This window comes from Streptomyces asiaticus (assembly GCF_018138715.1).
In the GTDB taxonomy this organism is placed as follows: domain Bacteria; phylum Actinomycetota; class Actinomycetes; order Streptomycetales; family Streptomycetaceae; genus Streptomyces; species Streptomyces asiaticus.
Genome location: NZ_JAGSHX010000006.1, coordinates 5285845 through 5305001, shown reverse-complemented (window position 1 = coordinate 5305001; position 19157 = coordinate 5285845). Strand labels below are relative to the sequence as shown.

Here is a 19157-nt window from a genome sequence, read left to right as displayed (position 1 = left end):
ACCGGACGACGGGCGTCCGGGCGACTGGACGACGGGCGTCCGGGCGACTGGACGAAGTAAGTGAGTAAGTGACTGACGAGATGGCTGTCAGCCTGCCGGGTGCGGATGAGCATCCGATCAGCGCGCTACGGTGACCGCATGCGGGTCGGTTTCGGGGTGCTGGGGCCGGTGGTGGCCTGGGACGCGGACACCGACGGGCGCGCGATCGCGCTCAAGGGGCCACGGCACCGCGCGGTGCTGGCCCGGCTGATCGTCGCCCGTCGCCGCGTCGTACCCGTCTCCCGGCTGATCGAGGACCTGTGGGCGGAACCGCCGCCCGGAGCGGTGGGCGCGGTGCGTACGTTCGTGGCCGCGCTGCGCCGCGCGCTGGAGCCGCAGCGCCCGCCGCGCACCCCGGCCCGGCTGCTGGTCACCGAGGGCCCCGGGTACGCGCTGCGGGCCGACCCGGACGCGGTGGACGCCTGGCGCTTCGAACAGGACGTGTCCGCCGCCGCGACCCTGCCGCCGGACGGCGCGCTGCCCCGGCTGGAGGAGGCGCTGAGCCGGTGGCGCGGGCCCGCGTACGCGGAGTTCGCCGACGAGGGCTGGGCCCGGGGCGAGCGCTCCCGGCTGGCGGAGCTGCGGCTGCACGCCGTCGAGCGGCAGGCGGAGGCCCGGCTGGCGCTGGGCCGGGCCGCCGAGGCGGTGCCGGACCTGGAGGCGCACCTGGCCGAGCACCCCTGGCGCGAGGGCGCCTGGCGGGCACTGGCCCTCGCGCTGTACCGCACCGGCCGCCAGGGCGACGCGCTGGCGGTACTGCGCCGGGCCCGCACGCTGCTGGTCGAGCAACTGGGCGTGGACCCCGGCCCGGAGCTGCGCCGCCTGGAGACGGACATCCTCGGCCAGGCGCCCCACCTCGACCCCACCGCGACGCGGGGCGGCGCGGCGGCCCAGGTGTGGGCGGACACGACCGCCGCGTACGACCGCACCGTGGCCTCCGGCGCCCGGACCCGGCTCGAGTCGACGGCCGCCCTGCTCCGCGACCTCTCGATGACCGGTGGCGGCGGCCTGCTGACGGCCCGCCGACAACGCGTGGCGGCCGTCGCGGCCGCGGAAGAACTGGGCGACCCCGAACTGACCGCCCGAGTCATCGGCGCCTACGACGTCCCCGCGATCTGGACCCGCCTGGACGACCCGCAACAGGCGGCATCGATCGTGGCCGCGGCCGAACGCACGCTGGCCGCGCTCGCGGCCGATTTCGGGGCGCCCGATGACGAGGTCCCTGACCTTGAGCCCCCCGGCCGCAGGGAGCCCGGCCGCCAGGCCCCCGGCGAGGGGTCCTCCCCCGGCGAGGGGTCCTCCCCCGGCGAGGGGCCCTCCGGGCACGAGGCATCGGGTCACGAGACAACCGGGCACGGGGCGTCCGGGCACGGGGCGTCCGGCCCCGGCGCGACCGGGCGTGCGGTGCCCGGATACGAGGGCCTCGGCCACGAGGCACCTGACCACGAGGCACCTGACCACGAGGCAACCGCTCATGTGCCCCCTGGCCAGGGGGCATCCCGCCGCGGTGCCTTCGGCCACGGCGCGGCCGGGCACGCCGTGGCCGGGCACGGGGCGCCCGAACGTCCTGTGGCCGACCACTGGGCCTCCGGCCGCGAGGCCGTCGGGCGCGGGAGTTCCGCTCCCGGAGGAGACGACCGTGGCGCGCCCGGCCACAGGACGTTCGGGCGCGGGACGGCGGACGGCGCGGCCACGCGTCATGACGCGATTCGTGCCCGGCTGTTGGCGACGATCGCCGTGGAGTCGCGGGGTGGACGGTACGAGCGGGGGCGGTGGGCGGCTCGGCAGGCTGAGGAGATCGCTCGGCGGCTGGACGATCCCGGGCTGCTGGCGTTCGCGCTGAACGGCGTCTTCATGCAGAGCTTCGAACGCGCGGGGCTGGCGCCGCGCCGGGACGCCACCGGGACCGAGCTGATCGCCCTCGCGGCGCGGCACGGGCTGGTCGCCTTCGAGGTGCTCGGCCATCTCATCCGGCTCCAGGCCCGCGGCGCGTTCGGCGACTTCGCGGCGGCCGACCGGCACGCGGCCGCCGCCGAGCGTCTGGGCGAGCGCCATGAGCGGCCGTTGGTGGGGGTGTTCACCGCGTGGTACCGGGCGCTGCGGCTGGCCGCGACGGGACGGGCGGACGAGGCCGCGGTCGAGGCGGCCTACCGGGACGCCGCCGCGCGGCTGGACGGCGCCGGGATGCCCGGCCTGGAGCGCGGTCTGCTGCCGCTCGCGCTGCTCTGTCTGCGCGTGGAGCGGGGGCGCCCCGCCCCGACCGACGCGGCCCTCGACTGGGGGCCGTACGCGCCCTGGGCCCGTCCGCTGGTGCTGCTCGCCCGGGACCGCCACGCCGAGGCCGCGGCGGCGCTGCGCGCGGTCCCGGAGCCGCCCCGCGATCTGCTGCTGGAGGCCCTGTGGTGTCTCACCGGGCGGGCGGCCATCGCCGTCGGCGACCAGGAGACGATCGCCCGCGCCCACGCAGCGCTGGCCCCCGCGGCGGCCGAGCTTGCCGGGGCGGGCAGCGGCCTGCTCACCGTCGGCCCGGTCTCCCGGCACCTGACCGATCTCGCCGAGGCCCTGCGGTAGCGGCACGGCCGAGTGCCGCTACCGCTACGGGGTGTCCGCCGGACCACGCGGCGGAGCCGCATATCGCGGCTTCCCCCCTCCCCGCAGCATCGATTCGCGGCTCCGCCGCGTGACAGGGGCTCCGCCCCTGGACCCCGGGGGCTAAGGCGGAGTCCCGGCCCGGGGCCTGGCGCGGAGCCCCGGCCTCGGGGCCTGAGGCAGAGTCCCGGCCCGGGGCCTGGCGCGGAGCCCCGGCCTCGGGGCCTGAGGCAGAGTCCATGCCTCGGGGCCTGAGGCGGAGCCCCGGCCTCGGGGCCTGAGGCAGAGTCCATGCCTCGGGGCCTGAGGCGGAGCCCCAGCCTCGGGGCCTGAGGCAGAGTCCCGGCCCGGGGCCTGGCGCGGAGCCCCAGCCTCGGGGCCTGAGGCAGAGTCCATGCCTCGGGGCCTGGCGCGGAGCCCCAGCCTCGGGGCCTGAGGCAGAGTCCATGCCTCGGGGCCTGAGGCAGAACCTCGGCCTCGGCGTCTGAGGCAGAGTCCCGGCTTCGGGGTCTGAGGCAGAGTCCCGGTCCAATGCCTGGAGCCGAGCCCCAGCCCAAGGCCTGAGGCGGAATGCCGGCCCAAGGCCTGGCGCGGAGCCCTGCCCCAAGGCCTGAGGCAGAGCCCCGGCCCGGGATCCAGGGCGGAGCCCCCACGCGGCGGAGCCGCATATCGACAGGTGTCGGGAAGGGGCGGGGAGGGGAGAAGCTCGCCGCAGGCGGCACGATGCGCCGGGCATCCCCTAGCCCCCGTCCGCTACCGCCTCGAAGCGCCAGCGGTGCACCGCCCGCCGTACCAAGTCCTCCCCCGGCTCGGGGAGCTCCGGCAGGCCCTGCGTGTCGTAGGCGCCGTCCCACCAGGTGATGACGAGGACGCGGTCCTCGGGGGCACGGAAGGTTTCGCGGCGGAGCGGGGGCGGGTCGAGGGGCTGGTGCCGAGCCCAGGTCAGGAGTTCCTCGCCCTTTCCGGCCACGGCCCGGGCTTCCCACATCAACGCGACCGTCATGCGTACAGGTTCTTCCGGCTCAGCTCGTGCACATGGTCGTGGGTGTGCCCGGCGGGCGCCGGGACATGCGGGTCCGTCACCGGGAGGGACGAGTCGGCCGACAGGTCCCACGCCGAGGCCGACCGCCCCCGCGCCACCATCTCCGCGCCGAGCGCCGCGACCATCGCCCCGTTGTCCGTGCACAGCTTCGGCCGCGGTACCCGCAGGGTGAGGCCCGCGTCCTCGCAGCGGCGTTCGGCCATCGCCCGCAGCCGGGAGTTGGCGGCGACGCCGCCGCCGATCATCAGGTGCTCCACGCCCTCGTCCTTGCAGGCGCGGACGGCCTTGCGGGTCAGCACGTCCACGACCGCCTCCTGGAAGGAAGCCGAGACATCGGCGATCGGGACCTCCTCGCCCGCCGCCCGCTTCGCCTCGATCCAGCGGGCGACGGCGGTCTTCAGCCCGGAGAAGGAGAAGTCGTACGCGGCGTCCCGCGGACCGGTCAGCCCGCGCGGGAAGGCGATCGCGTCCGGGTCGCCCTCGCGGGCGATGCGGTCGATGACGGGGCCGCCCGGGAAACCCAGGTTCAGCACCCGGGCGATCTTGTCGAACGCCTCGCCCGCCGCGTCGTCGATGGTCGAGCCCAGCGGGCGGACGTCGGCGGTGATGTCGGGCGCGAGGAGCAGCGAGGAGTGGCCGCCGCTCACCAGCAGCGCCATCGTCGGCTCGGGCAGCGGACCGTGCTCCAGCTGGTCGACGCAGATGTGGGAGGCGAGGTGGTTGACGCCGTAGAGCGGCTTGCCGAGCGCGTAGGCGTACGCCTTGGCGGCCGAGACGCCGACCAGCAGCGCGCCCGCGAGCCCGGGGCCCGCGGTGACGGCGATGCCGTCGAGGTCGGAGGCGGCGACCCCGGCCTCCTTCAGGGCGCGCTGGATCGTGGGGACCATCGCCTCCAGATGGGCGCGGCTGGCGACCTCGGGGACGACGCCGCCGAAGCGGGCGTGCTCGTCCACGCTGGAGGCGACGGCGTCGGCGAGGAGGGTGTGGCCGCGGACGATGCCGACGCCGGTCTCGTCGCAGGAGGTCTCGATGCCGAGGACGAGGGGTTCGTCAGCCATGGGTCTCGGTTCCTTGTACTGAGGTCGCGGGGTGCGCGGGGTGCGCGGGGTTCGCGGGGTCAGCGGGGTTGGCGGGGTCGGCCGTGTGCGCGGTGGACGCTGTGGTCGCGGCCGACGCTGTGGTCGCGGCCGACGCTGTGGTCGCGGCCGACGCTGTGGTCGTGGCAGACGCTGTGGTCGTAGCGGACGCGCCGGGCTCGCCGGGCTCGCCGTTCGCGATCGCGCCGGTGTTCGCCGTCGCCGCGCTCGCCGTCGCCGGGTCGGCCAGCCGCATGACCAGGGCGTCCACATTGCCGGGCTGGTAGTAGCCCTTGCGTATGCCGATGGGCTCGAAGCCGAAGCGCTCGTACAGCCGCTGCGCGCGGGCGTTGTCCACCCGCACCTCCAGCAGCACCTCACGGCACCCGAAGGCGGTGGCGGCCGTAAGGAGGTCGGTGAGGAGGCGGGCGCCGAGGCCGGTGCCCCAGTGGTCGCGGGCGGCGGCGATGGTCTGGACGTCGCCGGTGCGGTCGACGACCGCGAGCCCGGCGTACCCGGCCAGCCGGGTCCCCTCCTCCGCCACCACATAGTGACGGGTGGCGCCCCGGCCCCGGGCATGCGCGAGCTCGGACCAGAACATCCCCCGCGACCAGGCGTCCTCGGGGAACAGCTCCTCCTCGAGCTCCATCACCCGCTCCAGGTCCCACCAGCGCATCTCGCGCAGGGTCACGGTCGTGCCGGTGCCGGTCACTTCGGGGTGACCACCTTGTAGTTGGCGGGCACCTTCGCGTCGGGGCGGCGCAGATACAGCGGCCGGGGCGGCGGCAGCTCCTCGCCGCGCGCCAGCTTCTCGGCGGCGAGCGAGGCGAGCGCCCCGGCCGACTGGTACTCCGGCATCCCGGGCGGTACGTCGGCGAAGGCCGCCGGGTAGAGCAGCGCGCCCGCGCCGACCGCGGGCAGCCCGGCCACCCGCTCGGCGAGATCGGCGGGGTGGTCGACGGCGGGCTCGGTGACGCGGGTGCGGGCGTCGTCGTAACGCGCCCAGTAGACCTCCTTGCGCCGCGCGTCCGTGGCCACGACGAAGGGGCCCTCCAGACCGGCCTGCCCGGCGGCGTACGCGATCCCGTCCAGCGTGCACAGCCCGTGGACGGGGACGCCGAGGGCCGACCCGAAGGTGGCCGCGGTCACCAGGCCCACGCGCAGTCCGGTGTACGGGCCGGGGCCCGCGCCGACGACGATCTCCGTCACCGCGCCCAGTTCGGTGCCCGCCGCTTTCAGCGTCCGGTGGACGGCGGGCAGCAACAGCTCACCGTGGCGGCGGGCGTCCACGTCGGCGGATTCGGCGATCACCGCGGAGCCGTCGTGCAGGGCGACGGTCACGGCGGGGGTGGCGGTATCAAGAGCGAGCAACAGCACGAGAACAGCCTACGGCGCGCCGGGAGGTCGTTCTTTCGTACTTTCGTAGCGACGGTGGAACAGCCCGGTGACCGGACGGCCGGAGCGCGGCCGGGCGGCGGGCGCCGGTGCTACCGTCACCGTAACTGTGTACGGGCCGTCAGCACGTACTGACCGCAGGAGAGGGAAGCCGCCGTGCCAAGGAGCAGTACCGGGCCAGCTGTGGCCGTACTCACCGCCGCCGCGCTGGGCGTCGTCGGGTTCCTCGGTTACCAGGCCGCCGCGACCGCGCCCGACCATCCGACCCAGGCCCGGCCCGGGTCGCACTCCGCCGAGTCCAAGAAGAAGGACAAGGACGACGCGGGGTCGAAGAAGAAGTCCACCGCCCTCCCGGCCCGCTCCGGCACCGGCGTACGGGTCGTCTACGCCCTCGGCGACAAGCGGGTCTGGCTGGTCGGCGCCGACGGCAAGGCCGACCGCACCTTCGAGGTGGGCCCCAGCCCGGCCAGCCCCGACCCGGGGACCTACACGGTGACCTCGCGCAACAAGGGCGGGGTCGGCTCGGACGGAGTGCAGGTCGAGCACGTCGTCGTCTTCCACTCGGAAGGGGGGGTCGTGTTCGGTTTCAGCGCGGCGGTGGACGGGTCGATGCCGGACCCGAACGCGCGCAAGCGGACCGGGGCCGTCCGGGAGAGCCGGGCGGACGGTACGGCGATGTGGGAGTTCGCGCAGCCGAACATGAAGGTGGTCGTCGTCCCCTAGCGGACTCGGCCCGGGTGGGACCTGGCCCGGGTCGGTTCCGGCCCGGGTCGGACCTGGAACGTAGCCGGACGACGCAACCGGACGACGTAGCCGGATCACGTAGCCGGATCACGTAGCCAGATCACGTAGCCGTGCGCGGCTACGCGGCGTCCCGCTCCTCGTCGTCCGCCTCCGGCTCGACGGACGCCGGGGTCTCCTCGGTCGCCTCCTCGGCCGGCTGCGGAGGCGTCGAGACCGCGCTCGCCGCCGCACACGCCGCCAGGAGCTCCGACATCGACGGTGACCGGTCGTCGCGCGCGGCGCCGGTCCCGGCCACAGGGTCGTGGGCCGACATGGATGCCTCCTGAGGGTCCTGGGGCAGTCGAGCCGAGTTAGGCAGACCTAACCCACGCTTTCTCCCACCATGTGACCACGGGTGATGCCCGGAATGCAACAGCATGCCGACGGCTTGTCGGAAACTACGCGGCATCTGCACGCGAGCTCTACCTGCGGCTTGACCGTTTGACCGGTTGACCGGGCGGCTCTGGCACTACCCCGCGAGCGACGCCAGGTCCTCCCCCGCCCAGCGGGTACCCACGCCCGTCACCACCACGTCCCGTACGTCGTCCACGTCGGCGGCCATCGTGTCCGTGACGGCCATGTCGCTGCCCACCGTCCGCTGGATCACCACATGCAGCCGGTCCTCCGCCAGCCCCTCGACCTTGCCCTCGCCCCACTCCACGGCCACCACCGAATCCGGCAGGGAGACATCGAGGTCCAGGTCCTCCATCTCGTCGAGGCCGCCGTTCAGCCGGTAGGCGTCGACATGGACCAGGGGCGGGCCGTCGCCCAGCGAGGGGTGCACCCGGGCGATCACGAAGGTGGGCGAGGTGACGGCGCCCCGGACGCCGAGGCCCTCGCCGAGGCCCCGCGTCAGGGTCGTCTTGCCCGCGCCGAGTTCACCGGTGAGCAGCACCAGATCGCCGGGGCGCAGCAGCTTGGCGAGTCTGCGGCCCAGGTCCCGCATCTGGTCGGGAGAGGTGACGGTGATGCGCGTGCCTACGTCCATACTCGCCGATGGTACGGGCCCGAAAAGCCCGCCGCGGACCGGCGTGCGGCCACCCCGAACGCCCCGCCCTGACCCCGGTCCGGCCCGGCCGGACCCCGGAACTCCCCCGCCCTGACCCCCGGAGCGGCCCGGGCAGGGAGCCCCGGAGCGGCCCGGGCAACAGGCCCCGTGCAGCGAGCCCCGGGCAGCGGTACCGCTCGTCAGCCCGTCACACCGCGCCGCGCCCGGTCGCCGACCCCGTCCACCGACCGCGAGAGCAACTCCGTCAGGTGGCCGTTGACCACCTCCGGGTGCTCGAGGATCACCAGGTGCCCGGCCTCCTCGAGGATCACCAGCTCCGCGCCCGGAAGCAGCTCCGCGATCGCCTCGCTGTGTTCCATCGGGGTGATGAGGTCCTTGTCGCCCGCGAGGACCAGCACCGGCAACCCGTCGAAGTGCGGCAGCGCGGCCGCCTTGTCGTGGGCGATGAACGCCGGGTAGAACTCCGCGACCACATCGATCGGCGTGGCCTCGATCAGCCGCTCGGCGAACCGCGCGACCCCCGGGTCCACGTCCTTCGAGCCGAACGAATAGCGCTTGATCAGCCCCGCGAACAAGTCCGCGGTCGCCCGCCGCCCCCGTTCCACCAGGTCGGCCTGCCAGCCCAGCGCCTTCAGCAGCCCGGGCAGCACCCGCCGCACCGCGTTCACCCCGACCACCGGGAGGCCGAAGCTGACCTCGCCAAGACGGCCGGCCGAGGTGCCGATGAAGGCCGCGCCGATCACGCGCTCGCGGATCAGGTCGGGGTACTGCGCGGCCAGCGCCATCATCGTCATGCCGCCCATGGAGTGGCCGACCAGCACCAGCGGCCCCTCGGGCGCCGTCGCGTCGATCACCGCCTTCAGATCGCGGCCGAGCTGGTCGATGCTGATCGCCTCGCCGTCCGCCTGGGCGCAGCCGCGCGCCGAGCGGCCGTGACAGCGCTGGTCCCAGTAGACGGTGCGGACCACCTCGCGCAGCGCGGAGCGCTGGAAGTGCCAGGAGTCCTGGGCGAGGCAGTAACCATGGCTGAAGATCATGGTGACGGGGGTCGGGGCGCGGCGCCCGAACCGCCGCTTGCGCCGGGGCGAGGGCGCGGCGGCGTTCTCCCGCACCTCCTCGACCTCGTAGTAGAGCTCGGTGCCGTCCTCGGCGACCGCCGTCCCCGGGGTGCCGCGCAGCGTGCCGTACGGGCCCTCGGCGTCCAGGGCGAGCCGCGCCTTGCGCCGTACGCCGCGGCCGACCGTCAGCCGCTCGAGCGCGACACCCGCCGCCGCCCCCGCCGCGAGCACGCCGATCGCGGCACCCGCGAATCCGGCGCCCCGGCGCCAGCTCACGGCTGTGGCCCCCGCCGCGACTCGTGTCGCCATCTCTGCCGTGCTGACGGCCGTGGTCTCGTCGCCCATGGTCAGATCCCTGTGCCCCCGTCCTCACCTACATAAACGCGGGGAATACGGGCCGAGATCCTGGTCACGATCTCGTAGCTGATCGAGCCCACGGCCCGCGCCCAGTCCTCGACGGTCGGCTCGCCCCGGTCCCCCGGACCGAACAGCACCGCCTCGTCCCCCGGGGCGGCGGTGTCGCCGCCCAGATCCACAACGAACTGGTCCATGGCGACCGTGCCCGCGATGGTCCGCCACTTTCCCGCGACCAGCACCGGGCCGGTGCCCGAGGCATGGCGCGGGATGCCGTCCCCGTAGCCGACGGGCACCAGCGCGAGGGTCGTCTCGCCGGGGGTCACATAGCGGTGCCCGTAGGAGACGCCGTGACCGCCCGGCACCCGCTTCACGGAGGCGAGCGCGGCGGAGAGCGTCATCACCGGGCGCAGCCCGAAGTCGGCGGACGTGCCGAGTTCGGGGCTCGGGCAGATGCCATAGGTGGAGATGCCGGTCCGGACGAGGTCGAAGTGCGACTCGGGCAGGGTCAGGGTCGCCGGTGAGTTGGCGATGTGACGCACCTCCGGCCGCAGTCCCGCCTGTTCGGCGTGCGCGATCATCTCGCGGAAGACCGACAGCTGGGCGGCGATGGACGGATGGCCCGGCTCGTCCGCGCAGGCGAAGTGGGACCATACCCCCGTCACCCGAATGGCCCCTTCCGCCTCGGCGGCGCGGGCCTCGGCGACCAGGGCGGGCCAGTCGGCGGGCTGGCAGCCGTTGCGGCCGAGCCCGGTGTCCCCCTTCAGGTGCAGCCGCGCGGTACGGCCGCACGCACGGGCCGCGGCGACGACCTCGCGCAGCGCCCACAGCCCGCTGGCCGAGACGTCGATGTCCGCCTCGATGGCCTGCCGCCAGGGGCCGCCGGGCGTCCACAGCCAGCACATCAGCCGGCCCGTGTCCCCCGCCGCCCGCAGCGCGAACGCCTCCTCCGGCGTGGCCACGCCCAGCCAGTCCGCGCCCGCCGCGCGGGCGGCCCGCGCGCACGGGACCATGCCGTGGCCATAGGCGTCCGACTTGACCACGGTCATCAGCTCGGCCGTGGGTGCCGCGGCGCGCAGCGCCCTCACGTTGGCCCGTAGGGCGGCCAGATCGACCACGGCCCGGGCGCGCATCGGTGTCTCGTCCATCTCCGTCAGTCTCTCAGGCCGATCCCCCGACCGGAGTGTGTGCTTCTCCGCACGGAGTGCCTCGCTTCCACGCAAGGAGTGCCCTGTGTTCGGGAGACTATGGGCATGAGGATTGCCTACAGCGTCGAGACCGTACGGGCCGCCGAGCGCGAACTGATGGCGCGGCTGCCCGAAGGAGCGCTCATGCAGCGCGCGGCGGCGGGGCTCGCGGCCGCGTGCGCCGATCTGCTGGGCCGGGTGTACGGCTCCCGGGTGGCCCTGCTCGTCGGCAGCGGCGACAACGGCGGCGACGCGCTCTACGCGGGCGCCCGACTGGCCCGCCGCGGCGCGGGCGTCACGGCGGTGCTGCTCAACCCCGACCGGGCGCACGAGGGCGGGCTCGCCGCTTTGCGGGCGGCGGGCGGACGGGTGGTCACCGCCGTTGGCGGCGGAAGCGAGGCGAACGGTGCCGCCGAGGCGGCCGTGGCCCGCGCCGATCTCGTCGTCGACGGCATCGTCGGCATCGGCGGCAAGGGCGGGCTGCGGCCCGACGCGGAGCGGCTGGTCCGGGCGGTGCGCGGGATCGTCGTCGCCGTGGACCTGCCGAGCGGCGTAGACGCCGACACGGGCGAGGTGCGCGGCTCCGCCGTGCGCGCGGACGCCACGATCACCTTCGGCGCGTACAAGCCGGGGCTGCTCATCGACCCCGCCCGCACCCACGCGGGCGCCCTGCGGCTGGTCGACATCGGGCTGGACGCCCACCTCCCGGCCGACCCCGACGTGGAGGCGCTGCAACACGAGGACGTGGCGGCGATGCTGCCCCGGCCGTCGGCGGAGAGCGACAAGTACCGGCGGGGCGTGGTGGGCGTCGTCGCGGGCTCCGCCCGCTACCCGGGCGCGGCCGTGCTGGCGGTCTCGGGCGCGCTGCGGGGCGGTGCGGGGGCGGTCCGCTACGTCGGCCCCGCGGCCGACACGGTCATCGCGCGCTTCCCCGAGACCCTCGTCCACTCCGGGCCCCCGGCCAAGGCGGGCCGGGTCCAGTCGTGGGTCGTCGGCCCCGGCCTCGGCGACGGCGCGGCGGCCCGGCACTCCCTGGAGGACGTCCTCGCCTCCGACGTCCCGGTCCTGGTCGACGCCGATGGGCTCCACCTGCTGCCCGCCGGCGGTGACCTGCGTAAACGTGAAGCGGCCACGGTCCTCACCCCGCATGCGGGCGAGGCGGCGGCGCTGCTCGGCGTGAGCCGTGCGGAGGTCGAGGCGGGCCGACTGGCCGCCGTTCGGGCGCTGTCCGAGCGCTACGGCGCGACCGTACTGCTGAAGGGGTCGACCACGCTGATCGCCGCCGAGCACCAGCCGGTACGCGTCAACCTCACCGGCGTCGGCTGGCTGGCCACGGCGGGCAGCGGCGATGTGCTGTCCGGCCTGATCGGCTCCCTGCTCGCCACGGGCCTCCCCGCCCGCGACGCCGCCTCGGTGGGCGCCTACCTCCACGGCCTGGCCGCCCGCCGCGCCACGGCCCCGCACGGCGCACCCATCGCGGCGTACGACGTGTCGACGGCGCTGACGGACACGTGGCGGGACGTGCTGGCCTGAGGTGTCCGCTGGGTGCGGGTGCTTGGGTGGTGCGCCGGGTGCGTGGGTGGTGCCGGTGCGGGTGCCGTGCGGGCCCGTGGGTGGTGCGCCTGCTGTGCGTGGTGGGTGCCGGGGGCGGGGCCTCCGGGGCGGCGCCCTGGACCGCACATTTACGGCGCCGACGGACGATGATCGTTGGGTTGGCCGGAGATTGGCGCCACAAATATGCGTGAGCGTCCAGGACACCACCCCTCCGACCCCACCCCCTCCCGCCGTCCCGCGGCTATCCGCCCGATCCGCGTAGGTCGAGCACCATCACGTCATGCAGCACCGCGCCCTCCCACGGGTGGGCCTCCCCCACCTTGCGGTACCCCCACGACCGGTACGCGGCCTGCGCGGCCTCGACGTCCGGCCGCGCGTTGAGCAGCACGCGCTCGGCTGTCGTGTCGGTGAGCACCGCTTCATGCATGCGGCGCGCCACCCCCAGACGGCGCCACGGAGCCCGTACGGCGAGCTCCATCAGGCCGAACGTCCGATGTCCGTCCTCACGGCGCAGCTCGTCGCTGACCGGTGTGGTGAGCCGGTCCCACCAGCCGGTGCTCGGGCTCAGCGGATAGCCGTAGGCGATGCCGACCGGCTCACCGTCGCCTGTGCGGGCGAGGGCGGCTGAGAAGGTCTTCTTCCGGACCTGCGAGCGGAACCGCCGGAAGTTCGCGTCGATCGAGTCCGAAGTCTTGTCGTATGGCGGTTCGGCGAACGCCTCGGCATAGACCAGAGTGAACGCGTCCTCGGCCCGCGCCGCAGCGGCACCATCCATGTGCTCAATCGTGATCGTCTCTGGCGTCGTCATCGGCTGCCTCCTCTCGTTGTCTCGCGGATGCGCTCCACGGTGTCTCGCGCAGCGGGAACATCGGCGCGCACGGCGATCCGCTCGAATGCATGCAGGCGACGACGCAACTTCTCCGAGGACACCCCGTTACAAGCGTCGAGTACGCCCATCATCTCGTGGCACGCCTCCTCCACTTCGTTCGTGTCGAACAGCGTCTGCGCGAGTCGGGCCCGGTACCAGGCGGTGTTGCGGGTATAGCCACCACCGAGACCGGCAACCGCCGAGCGCAGGAACGGGACGGCCCGCGTGAGCTGTCCTCTCCCGGTGTAGTAGGCAGCCGTCGCGTAATCCACCTCGACAGGACCAGCGAACCGCGCCCACCTCGGTACGTCCGTGTCCGTGTCCGTACGTCCCTGGTAGGAAACGGCTCGGCTCAGCGCGCGGCCTGCACTAGCCGAGTCGCCGGCATGCGTCGCCGCGCTGGCCTCGCGCAATGAGATCACCAAATGCACCGTGGCACCCGCGCCTGCCCGGCGGGCGAGGCTGTACGCGTTCTCGACAGCCGATGTCGCCTCCCACATGCGGCCTGTATCGGCGGAGAGCAGGGAAAGCGTATTGAGCGCGCGAACCTGCAATAGGGGCTCGTCGATGAGCTGTGCCGCCGTCATCGCCTCCATGCAGGCGGCGCGAGCCTGTTCAGGAGGCCCACCGTCGTATCCGAACCAGGCGCGGTGACAAGCGAGTTCACAGAGCATGGTGTGAAGGTCACGGCCCACTCTGCTCATGTAGACGCTGCTGTTGAGCACGCGCGTGATCTCCTGCTCCAGCTGCGTGGCACGCGCCTTCGCGGGAATTCCGCCCGACCGGTGGTCGACGGTGTAAAGATCGGCCAGCCGTGCGCGGAACGCCGCCACCTCGCTAGCACCGACACGCGGACCTTGCTGGTGCGAGAGGGCCACCGCCGCGATGACACCCGACCCCGTGACAAACGCTCGACGATTCACCTCTCCATCGTCGCCGATCCTCTCGACCGTCGAATAGCGGTGCGACGGGACGTCGAATCCCATCTCGGCGAGCGGAAGGCCGAACATCGCCTCCAACACGGCCTGTTGGCTCGGGTGCGGTAATGGCGGCGGCGACTCGCTCTCCCACCGCCGGAGATGGCGGACGCTCACCGAGGCGTCGATGCCCAGGCGGGCGGCCTCGCGGGCGAAGGCCGCGACGAAGGTCACCTGCGTATATCCCGCCGCGCAGCGCAGCGATGCCAGCGTTGTGCCTGCCATCCGCATCCCCCACCACTCGCGAACCGTCCCCCTCACCGTAGCGATTTCGCCCGCCCGGCATAGACGGAAACGTCCGCCCAAAAGTCCGGTCATCAATGGCCCATGGCACCCGCCGAAGCGGTGGACTTACGCAAGACCCCCGCGACGTTGCGGGACGTCCGGGGGCGCGGCCCACCAGCTGACAGGAGCTGATGAACATGAACCACTTTATGGCCAATGCCCTCGAATGGGTGAGAGCGGTTCTCGCCTCTCTCCGGGAGGCCGCCGGATGAACACGATGACCGGCCTTCGCTTATTGCCCTGGTCCGACCCGGAGGGCAGGCCGTGCTATCTGGCATCGGACAGCGACGACAGTTCCCTGAACCGACGTGCGGACCAGATCGAGGCACTCCAGCTGTCCATGGGGACGGAGCTCCTCGGCCACGCCCGAGCCCTGCTGGGTGACCGCAAGGCAGACGCGAGAGAGCTCCGTTTCCTCGCAAACCGGCTCTGTGAGGCACTGCGCGATGTGCTGCGGGTGGCCGAGAGCAGAGGCAGACGACTCCACGACGAGGACGGCGACCAGGACGAGTCATGACGCCCACCGGCGGGTAGCCGCCGACGAGGCGGGAGGGGGTGGGGTCGGAGGGGTGGTGTCCTGGACGCTCACGCATATTTGTGGCGCCAATCTCCGGCCAACCCAACGATCATCGTCCGTCGGCGCCGTAAATGTGCGGTCCAGGGCGCCGCCCCGGAGGCCCCGCCCCCGGCACCCACCACGCACAGCGGGCGCACCACAGCAACCACCACACACCCGCACAAGCAACCCGCGCCGCAGGACCAGTGAGGTCACCCTCGGTTACGTCGCTCGTGGACTCCAGGCCCTGCGTACGGACTTCGGCTCCCTCGCTCGCGATGTGCGGGTTGCCGAGTTGGATGCCGAGATCAAGGCACTGAGCGTGAACTGACGAAAGGGGCAGGGATGTCACGGACCGAGGGTGCCCGGCTGTTCCGGGAGGCGTGGATCGCGGGCGTGCGGCGGCACTTTCCCGGGGAGCCCAAGCCGGGGTATGTGACCCCCTGGGAGGAGACCCCGGAGTGGGAGCGGGCGGCTGCTGGGGCGGTGTACGAGCAGGTGAGGCAGTTCCTGGAGGTGAGCGAAGGGCACGCCGGGCGACTTGCACGGGAGCAGAAGGGGCGCTTCGTCGCTACGTGCTGGACCGCGCAGATGTACCGGCACTTCGAGGACCCGAAGCCCGGGTACGTCGCCGACTGGCCGGATCTTCCCGGCTGGCAGCAGGAGACGGACGCGGACATCTTCGAGGCGATCGAGAAGGACGCCGACTGACCGGCGTCAGGCCTCGGCGGCTTGCCCTTGTCGTGGAACGGCCCTGGCGGGCGCACCCTATCGGACGGGCCGGGCCCACCGGCGGGTAGCCGCCGACGAGGCGGGAGGGGGTGGGGTCGGAGGGGTGGTGTCCTGGACGCTTACGTGTATTTGTGGCGCCAATCTCCGGCCCGCCCAACGTTCCCGGCTAACGGCGCCGTAAATATACGGTCCAGGACGCCGCACCGGAGGCCCCGCCCCCGGCACCCACCACGCACAGCAGGCGCACCACCCACGCACCCGCACCACACCCGTCACCGGAGCGACCGCGCGGGTCCGGGGCGGAGCCCCGGCGGGGGCGTGGGGGCGGAGCCCCCGCACCCGCACCCGCGCTCACCCCTCCGCGATCACGACCGCCGACGCCACCCCCGCGTCATGGCTCAGCGAGACATGCAGGCCCCGCACCCCCAGCCGCTGCGCGCACACCGCGACCGTGCCGCGGACCGAGAGGCGGGGGCGGCCGGTCGGCTCGGTGAGGATTTCGGCGTCGGTCCAGCGGAGGCCGCCGGGGGCGCCCAGGGACTTGGCCAGCGCCTCCTTGGCCGCGAAGCGGGCGGCCAAGGAGGCCATGCCGCGGCGCTCCCCGCTCGGCAGCCACAGCTCGCGCTCGACGAACAGGCGGTCCGCCAACCCTGGGGTGCGCCGGAGCGCGTCGTCGAAGCGGTCGATCTCGGCGACGTCGATGCCGACGCCGATGATCACGGCGTCGCTCGACGAGGCACTCGACCGGCCCGACGGCTCACTCGACCGTCACCGACTTGGCCAGGTTCCTCGGCTGGTCGACCTCGTTGCCGCGCGCCGTCGCCAGCTCGCATGCGAAGACCTGGAGCGGCACGGTCGCGACCAGCGGCTGGAGCAGCGTGGGCGTGGCGGGGATCTCGATGAGGTGGTCGGCGTACGGGGCCACCGTCTCGTCGCCGCGCTCGGCGATCACGATGGTGCGGGCGCCCCGGGCCCGGATCTCCTGGATATTGGAGACGATCTTGTCGTGGAGGACGGAACGCCCGCGCGGCGACGGCACGACCACCACGACCGGCACATCCTGCTCGATCAGCGCGATCGGCCCGTGCTTGAGCTCGCCCGCCGCGAAGCCCTCCGCGTGCATGTACGCGAGCTCCTTGAGCTTGAGCGCGCCCTCCAGGGCGACCGGGTAGCCGACGTGCCGCCCCAGGAAGAGCACGGTGTTCTTGTCGGCCAGGGTGCGGGCCAGCTCCCGTACCGGCTCCATGGTCTCCAGGACCTCTTCCACCTGGGTGGCGATCTCCGACAGCTCGCGGATCACGGAGAGGATCTCGTCGCCCCACTTGGTGCCGCGCACCTGGCCCAGGTACAACGCCACCAGGTAGCAGGCCACCAGCTGGGTGAGGAACGCCTTGGTGGAGGCGACGGCCACCTCGGGACCGGCGTGGGTGTAGAGCACCGCGTCCGACTCGCGCGGAATCGTGGAGCCGTTCGTATTGCAGATGGCCAGCACCTTCGCGCCCTGCTCACGGGCGTGCCGCAGCGCCATCAGGGTGTCCATGGTCTCGCCGGACTGCGAGATGGCGATCACCAGCGTCCGCTGGTCCAGGATGGGGTCGCGGTAGCGGAACTCGCTGGCCAGCTCCGTCTCGCAGGGGATCCGGGTCCAGTGCTCGATGGCGTATTTCGCGATCATGCCCGCGTGGTACGCGGTGCCGCACGCCACGATCACGACCTTGCTGACCTCGCGCAGCACCGAGGCCGGGATGCGCACCTCGTCCAGGCAGAGGTTCCCGGCCAGGTCGATCCGGCCGAGCAGGGTGTCCGCGACGGCCTTCGGCTGCTCGGCGATCTCCTTGAGCATGAAGTAGTCGTAGCCGCCCTTCTCGGCGGCGGAGGCGTCCCAGTCCACGTGGTACGGGCGGACCTCGGCCGGCGCCCCCTCGAAGTCGGTGACGGTCACACCGTCCCGGCGGGCCTCCACGACCTGGTCCTGGCCCAGCTCGATGGCCTCGCGGGTGTGGGCGATGAAGGCGGCCACATCGGAGGCGAGGAACGCCTCCTCCTCGCCGACGCCGACGACCAGCGGCGAGTTACGGCGCGCCCCGACCACCACATCGGGCGCGTCCGCGTGCACCGCGACCAGCGTGAACGCGCCCTCCAGCCGGCGGCACACCTGCCGCATCGCCTCGGCGAGGTCGCCACAGGACGAGAACGACTCGGCGAGCAGATGCGCCACGACCTCGGTGTCGGTCTCGGAGGCCAGCTCATGGCCGCGCTCGGCCAGCTCGGCGCGGAGCGCGGCGAAGTTCTCGATGATGCCGTTGTGGACGACGGAGACCCGGCCCGCGTTGTCCAGGTGCGGATGGGCGTTGGCGTCGGTCGGCCCGCCGTGGGTGGCCCAGCGGGTGTGGCCGATGCCGGTGCCCCCGGTGGGCAGCGGGCGGTCGGCCAGCTCCTTCTCCAGGTTGCCCAGCTTGCCCGCCTTCTTGGCCGCCGCCAGCCCACCGTCGGCCAGCACGGCGACGCCCGCCGAGTCATAGCCGCGGTACTCCAGCCGCTTGAGCCCGGCAAGGACCACATCGAGGGCCGACTGCCCTCCCACATAACCAACGATTCCGCACATGGACGCAGCGTACGACCCCGGGGGTGGCAGACCGACCACCGGCCACGCACAGGCCCCTCTCATGCCGTGAATAATGCGCACGAGCGGCCGGGGGGCCGCCCTTTCACTTTCACTTTCCTGGGGGGATCGTGCGCCGTATCACCATGTCGTCCACCGCTGTGCTGCTTCTCGCGCTCGGCACCGGCTGCTCATCGGGTTCGAGCGAATCGGGTTCGAGCGAATCGGGTTCGAGCGAGAAGGCCCGCGTCGCCGAGAAATCGAGCGGAAAGGCCGGGGCGAAAGCGTCCGCCACGAAGAGCACGGACGGCAGACCCGTCGACATCGTCCGCGCCGCCGTGGCGAAGGCCCGCGCCACCAGCGCCCGGATCGACGAGACCGTCGTGACCCGCGGCGGTGGGGGTGAGGAGTCCACCCTCTCCTTAGCGGGCCCATTCGACCTGGCCGCCGACAAGGGCAAGCTGTCGGTCGACTTCCCGGGCGGCGCGGTCGACCACATGGACGAGGTCTTCAGCGGGGGCAAGGTCTATCTCACCCGGACCGTTCCCAAGGGCCACTGGGCGGTCATCGACCGCGACAAGGCCAGGGCCCACTCCCTGCTGCGAGCCCCGCTGAACGACCCCGAACACGTCCTGCGCCAGGCATCGGCCATCCGCGACGTGTCGGACCGGGGCACGACCACGATCGACGGCCGTCCGGTGCACCTCTACCGGGGCACGCTCGACTACCGGACGCTCACCCTCAGCATGGCGGACGAGAGCCGTAAGAAGCTCGAAACGGCCCGGAAGGCGATGGGCGGCGGACTGCCCGCGTCCGCGATGGTCTGGGTGGACGAGAAGGGACGGCCGGCCCGGGTCGAGCTGTCGGCCGCACAGCACACGGGGTACGTCACCGTCACCATGAACCTGACCGACTTCGGCAAGCCCGTGAAGGTGCGGGTCCCGGCCGTGTCCAGGACCACCCCGACCGACTCCGTCTCCGGCGTGCTCCCCGGGTGACATCCCCGGCCCCGGCCCGGGGTGACCGACCCCACGCCGGGACACCGCTCACT

Annotated in this window: 17 protein-coding genes and 1 pseudogene; 6 read left to right on the top strand and 12 right to left on the bottom strand. The window is 73.3% G+C overall.

All coding sequences use genetic code 11. The features are described from left to right. Positions 1 to 138: 138 nt before the first annotated feature. The gene (locus tag KHP12_RS30105) at positions 139 to 2610 is read left to right on the top strand and encodes an AfsR/SARP family transcriptional regulator (protein WP_211833927.1); all 2472 of its coding nucleotides are present in this window, start codon (positions 139 to 141) and stop codon (positions 2608 to 2610) included. A 757-nt stretch (positions 2611 to 3367) separates the two neighbouring features. On the opposite strand, the gene KHP12_RS30100 is transcribed toward KHP12_RS30105, so the two are convergent. The 4 genes and pseudogenes from KHP12_RS30100 to tsaB all read right to left on the bottom strand — a co-directional run bounded on the left by KHP12_RS30100 (position 3368) and on the right by tsaB (position 6123). Beyond that, on the bottom strand, positions 3368 to 3631 hold the full coding sequence (locus KHP12_RS30100; protein ID WP_037952964.1) for a hypothetical protein: 264 nt from the start codon (positions 3629 to 3631) through the stop codon (positions 3368 to 3370). Further along, the gene (gene tsaD / locus KHP12_RS30095; RefSeq protein WP_037952962.1) at positions 3628 to 4728 is read right to left on the bottom strand and encodes a tRNA (adenosine(37)-N6)-threonylcarbamoyltransferase complex transferase subunit TsaD; all 1101 of its coding nucleotides are present in this window, start codon (positions 4726 to 4728) and stop codon (positions 3628 to 3630) included. The genes KHP12_RS30100 and tsaD overlap by 4 nt, the downstream gene beginning before the upstream one ends. A 235-nt stretch (positions 4729 to 4963) precedes the next feature. Beyond that, a pseudogene (gene rimI / locus KHP12_RS51410) lies at positions 4964 to 5422 on the bottom strand (ribosomal protein S18-alanine N-acetyltransferase); the annotation flags it as partial. A 32-nt stretch (positions 5423 to 5454) separates the two neighbouring features. Then, positions 5455 to 6123: a tRNA (adenosine(37)-N6)-threonylcarbamoyltransferase complex dimerization subunit type 1 TsaB gene (gene tsaB, locus KHP12_RS30085; protein ID WP_037952959.1), complete on the bottom strand. Its 669-nt coding sequence runs from the start codon at positions 6121 to 6123 to the stop codon at positions 5455 to 5457. Positions 6124 to 6324: 201 nt separating this feature from the next. Between tsaB and KHP12_RS30080 the strand changes: the two genes are divergently transcribed. Then, positions 6325 to 6864 carry a hypothetical protein gene (locus tag KHP12_RS30080; RefSeq protein WP_086885181.1) on the top strand — a complete coding sequence of 180 codons (540 nt, stop codon included), beginning with the start codon at positions 6325 to 6327 and terminating at the stop codon, positions 6862 to 6864. A 139-nt stretch (positions 6865 to 7003) separates the two neighbouring features. Here the strand turns inward: KHP12_RS30080 and KHP12_RS30075 are convergent, their stop codons facing one another. The 4 genes from KHP12_RS30075 to alr form a co-directional block, all read right to left on the bottom strand. Next, positions 7004 to 7198, bottom strand: coding sequence for a hypothetical protein (locus tag KHP12_RS30075; RefSeq protein ID WP_210609680.1), 195 nt, complete (start codon positions 7196 to 7198; stop codon positions 7004 to 7006). 195 nt (positions 7199 to 7393) lie between these two features. Further along, positions 7394 to 7912: a tRNA (adenosine(37)-N6)-threonylcarbamoyltransferase complex ATPase subunit type 1 TsaE gene (gene tsaE, locus KHP12_RS30070; protein ID WP_198281454.1), complete on the bottom strand. Its 519-nt coding sequence runs from the start codon at positions 7910 to 7912 to the stop codon at positions 7394 to 7396. Positions 7913 to 8112: 200 nt separating this feature from the next. Then, positions 8113 to 9336: an alpha/beta fold hydrolase gene (locus KHP12_RS30065; RefSeq protein ID WP_037952949.1), complete on the bottom strand. Its 1224-nt coding sequence runs from the start codon at positions 9334 to 9336 to the stop codon at positions 8113 to 8115. A 2-nt stretch (positions 9337 to 9338) separates the two neighbouring features. Beyond that, positions 9339 to 10493, bottom strand: a complete 1155-nt coding sequence (gene alr / locus KHP12_RS30060; RefSeq protein ID WP_086880432.1) for an alanine racemase — start codon at positions 10491 to 10493, stop codon at positions 9339 to 9341. A gap of 105 nt (positions 10494 to 10598) precedes the next feature. Here alr and KHP12_RS30055 point away from each other — a divergent pair, with 105 nt between their 5' ends. Then, positions 10599 to 12065 (top strand): NAD(P)H-hydrate dehydratase, encoded by a 1467-nt coding sequence (locus KHP12_RS30055; RefSeq protein WP_086880433.1) that lies wholly within the window; start codon positions 10599 to 10601, stop codon positions 12063 to 12065. Between the two features lie 262 nt (positions 12066 to 12327). On the opposite strand, the gene KHP12_RS30050 is transcribed toward KHP12_RS30055, so the two are convergent. Further along, positions 12328 to 12894, bottom strand: coding sequence for a GNAT family N-acetyltransferase (locus tag KHP12_RS30050; protein ID WP_211833926.1), 567 nt, complete (start codon positions 12892 to 12894; stop codon positions 12328 to 12330). Next, positions 12891 to 14156, bottom strand: a complete 1266-nt coding sequence (locus KHP12_RS30045) for an NsdA family TPR-like regulatory protein (RefSeq protein ID WP_211833925.1) — start codon at positions 14154 to 14156, stop codon at positions 12891 to 12893. The genes KHP12_RS30050 and KHP12_RS30045 overlap by 4 nt, the downstream gene beginning before the upstream one ends. A 268-nt stretch (positions 14157 to 14424) precedes the next feature. Between KHP12_RS30045 and KHP12_RS30040 the strand changes: the two genes are divergently transcribed. Next, positions 14425 to 14733, top strand: a complete 309-nt coding sequence (locus KHP12_RS30040; RefSeq protein ID WP_211833924.1) for a hypothetical protein — start codon at positions 14425 to 14427, stop codon at positions 14731 to 14733. Positions 14734 to 15117: 384 nt separating this feature from the next. Then, positions 15118 to 15483: a hypothetical protein gene (locus tag KHP12_RS30035; RefSeq protein ID WP_211833923.1), complete on the top strand. Its 366-nt coding sequence runs from the start codon at positions 15118 to 15120 to the stop codon at positions 15481 to 15483. 372 nt (positions 15484 to 15855) lie between these two features. Here the strand turns inward: KHP12_RS30035 and KHP12_RS30030 are convergent, their stop codons facing one another. Further along, positions 15856 to 16224: a holo-ACP synthase gene (locus tag KHP12_RS30030; protein WP_211833922.1), complete on the bottom strand. Its 369-nt coding sequence runs from the start codon at positions 16222 to 16224 to the stop codon at positions 15856 to 15858. Positions 16225 to 16261: 37 nt separating this feature from the next. Next, positions 16262 to 18109 (bottom strand): glutamine--fructose-6-phosphate transaminase (isomerizing), encoded by a 1848-nt coding sequence (gene glmS, locus KHP12_RS30025; protein WP_037952936.1) that lies wholly within the window; start codon positions 18107 to 18109, stop codon positions 16262 to 16264. Between the two features lie 143 nt (positions 18110 to 18252). Here glmS and KHP12_RS30020 point away from each other — a divergent pair, with 143 nt between their 5' ends. Beyond that, positions 18253 to 19104, top strand: a complete 852-nt coding sequence (locus KHP12_RS30020) for an SCO4651 family lipoprotein (RefSeq protein WP_211833921.1) — start codon at positions 18253 to 18255, stop codon at positions 19102 to 19104. Positions 19105 to 19157 lie beyond the last annotated feature (53 nt).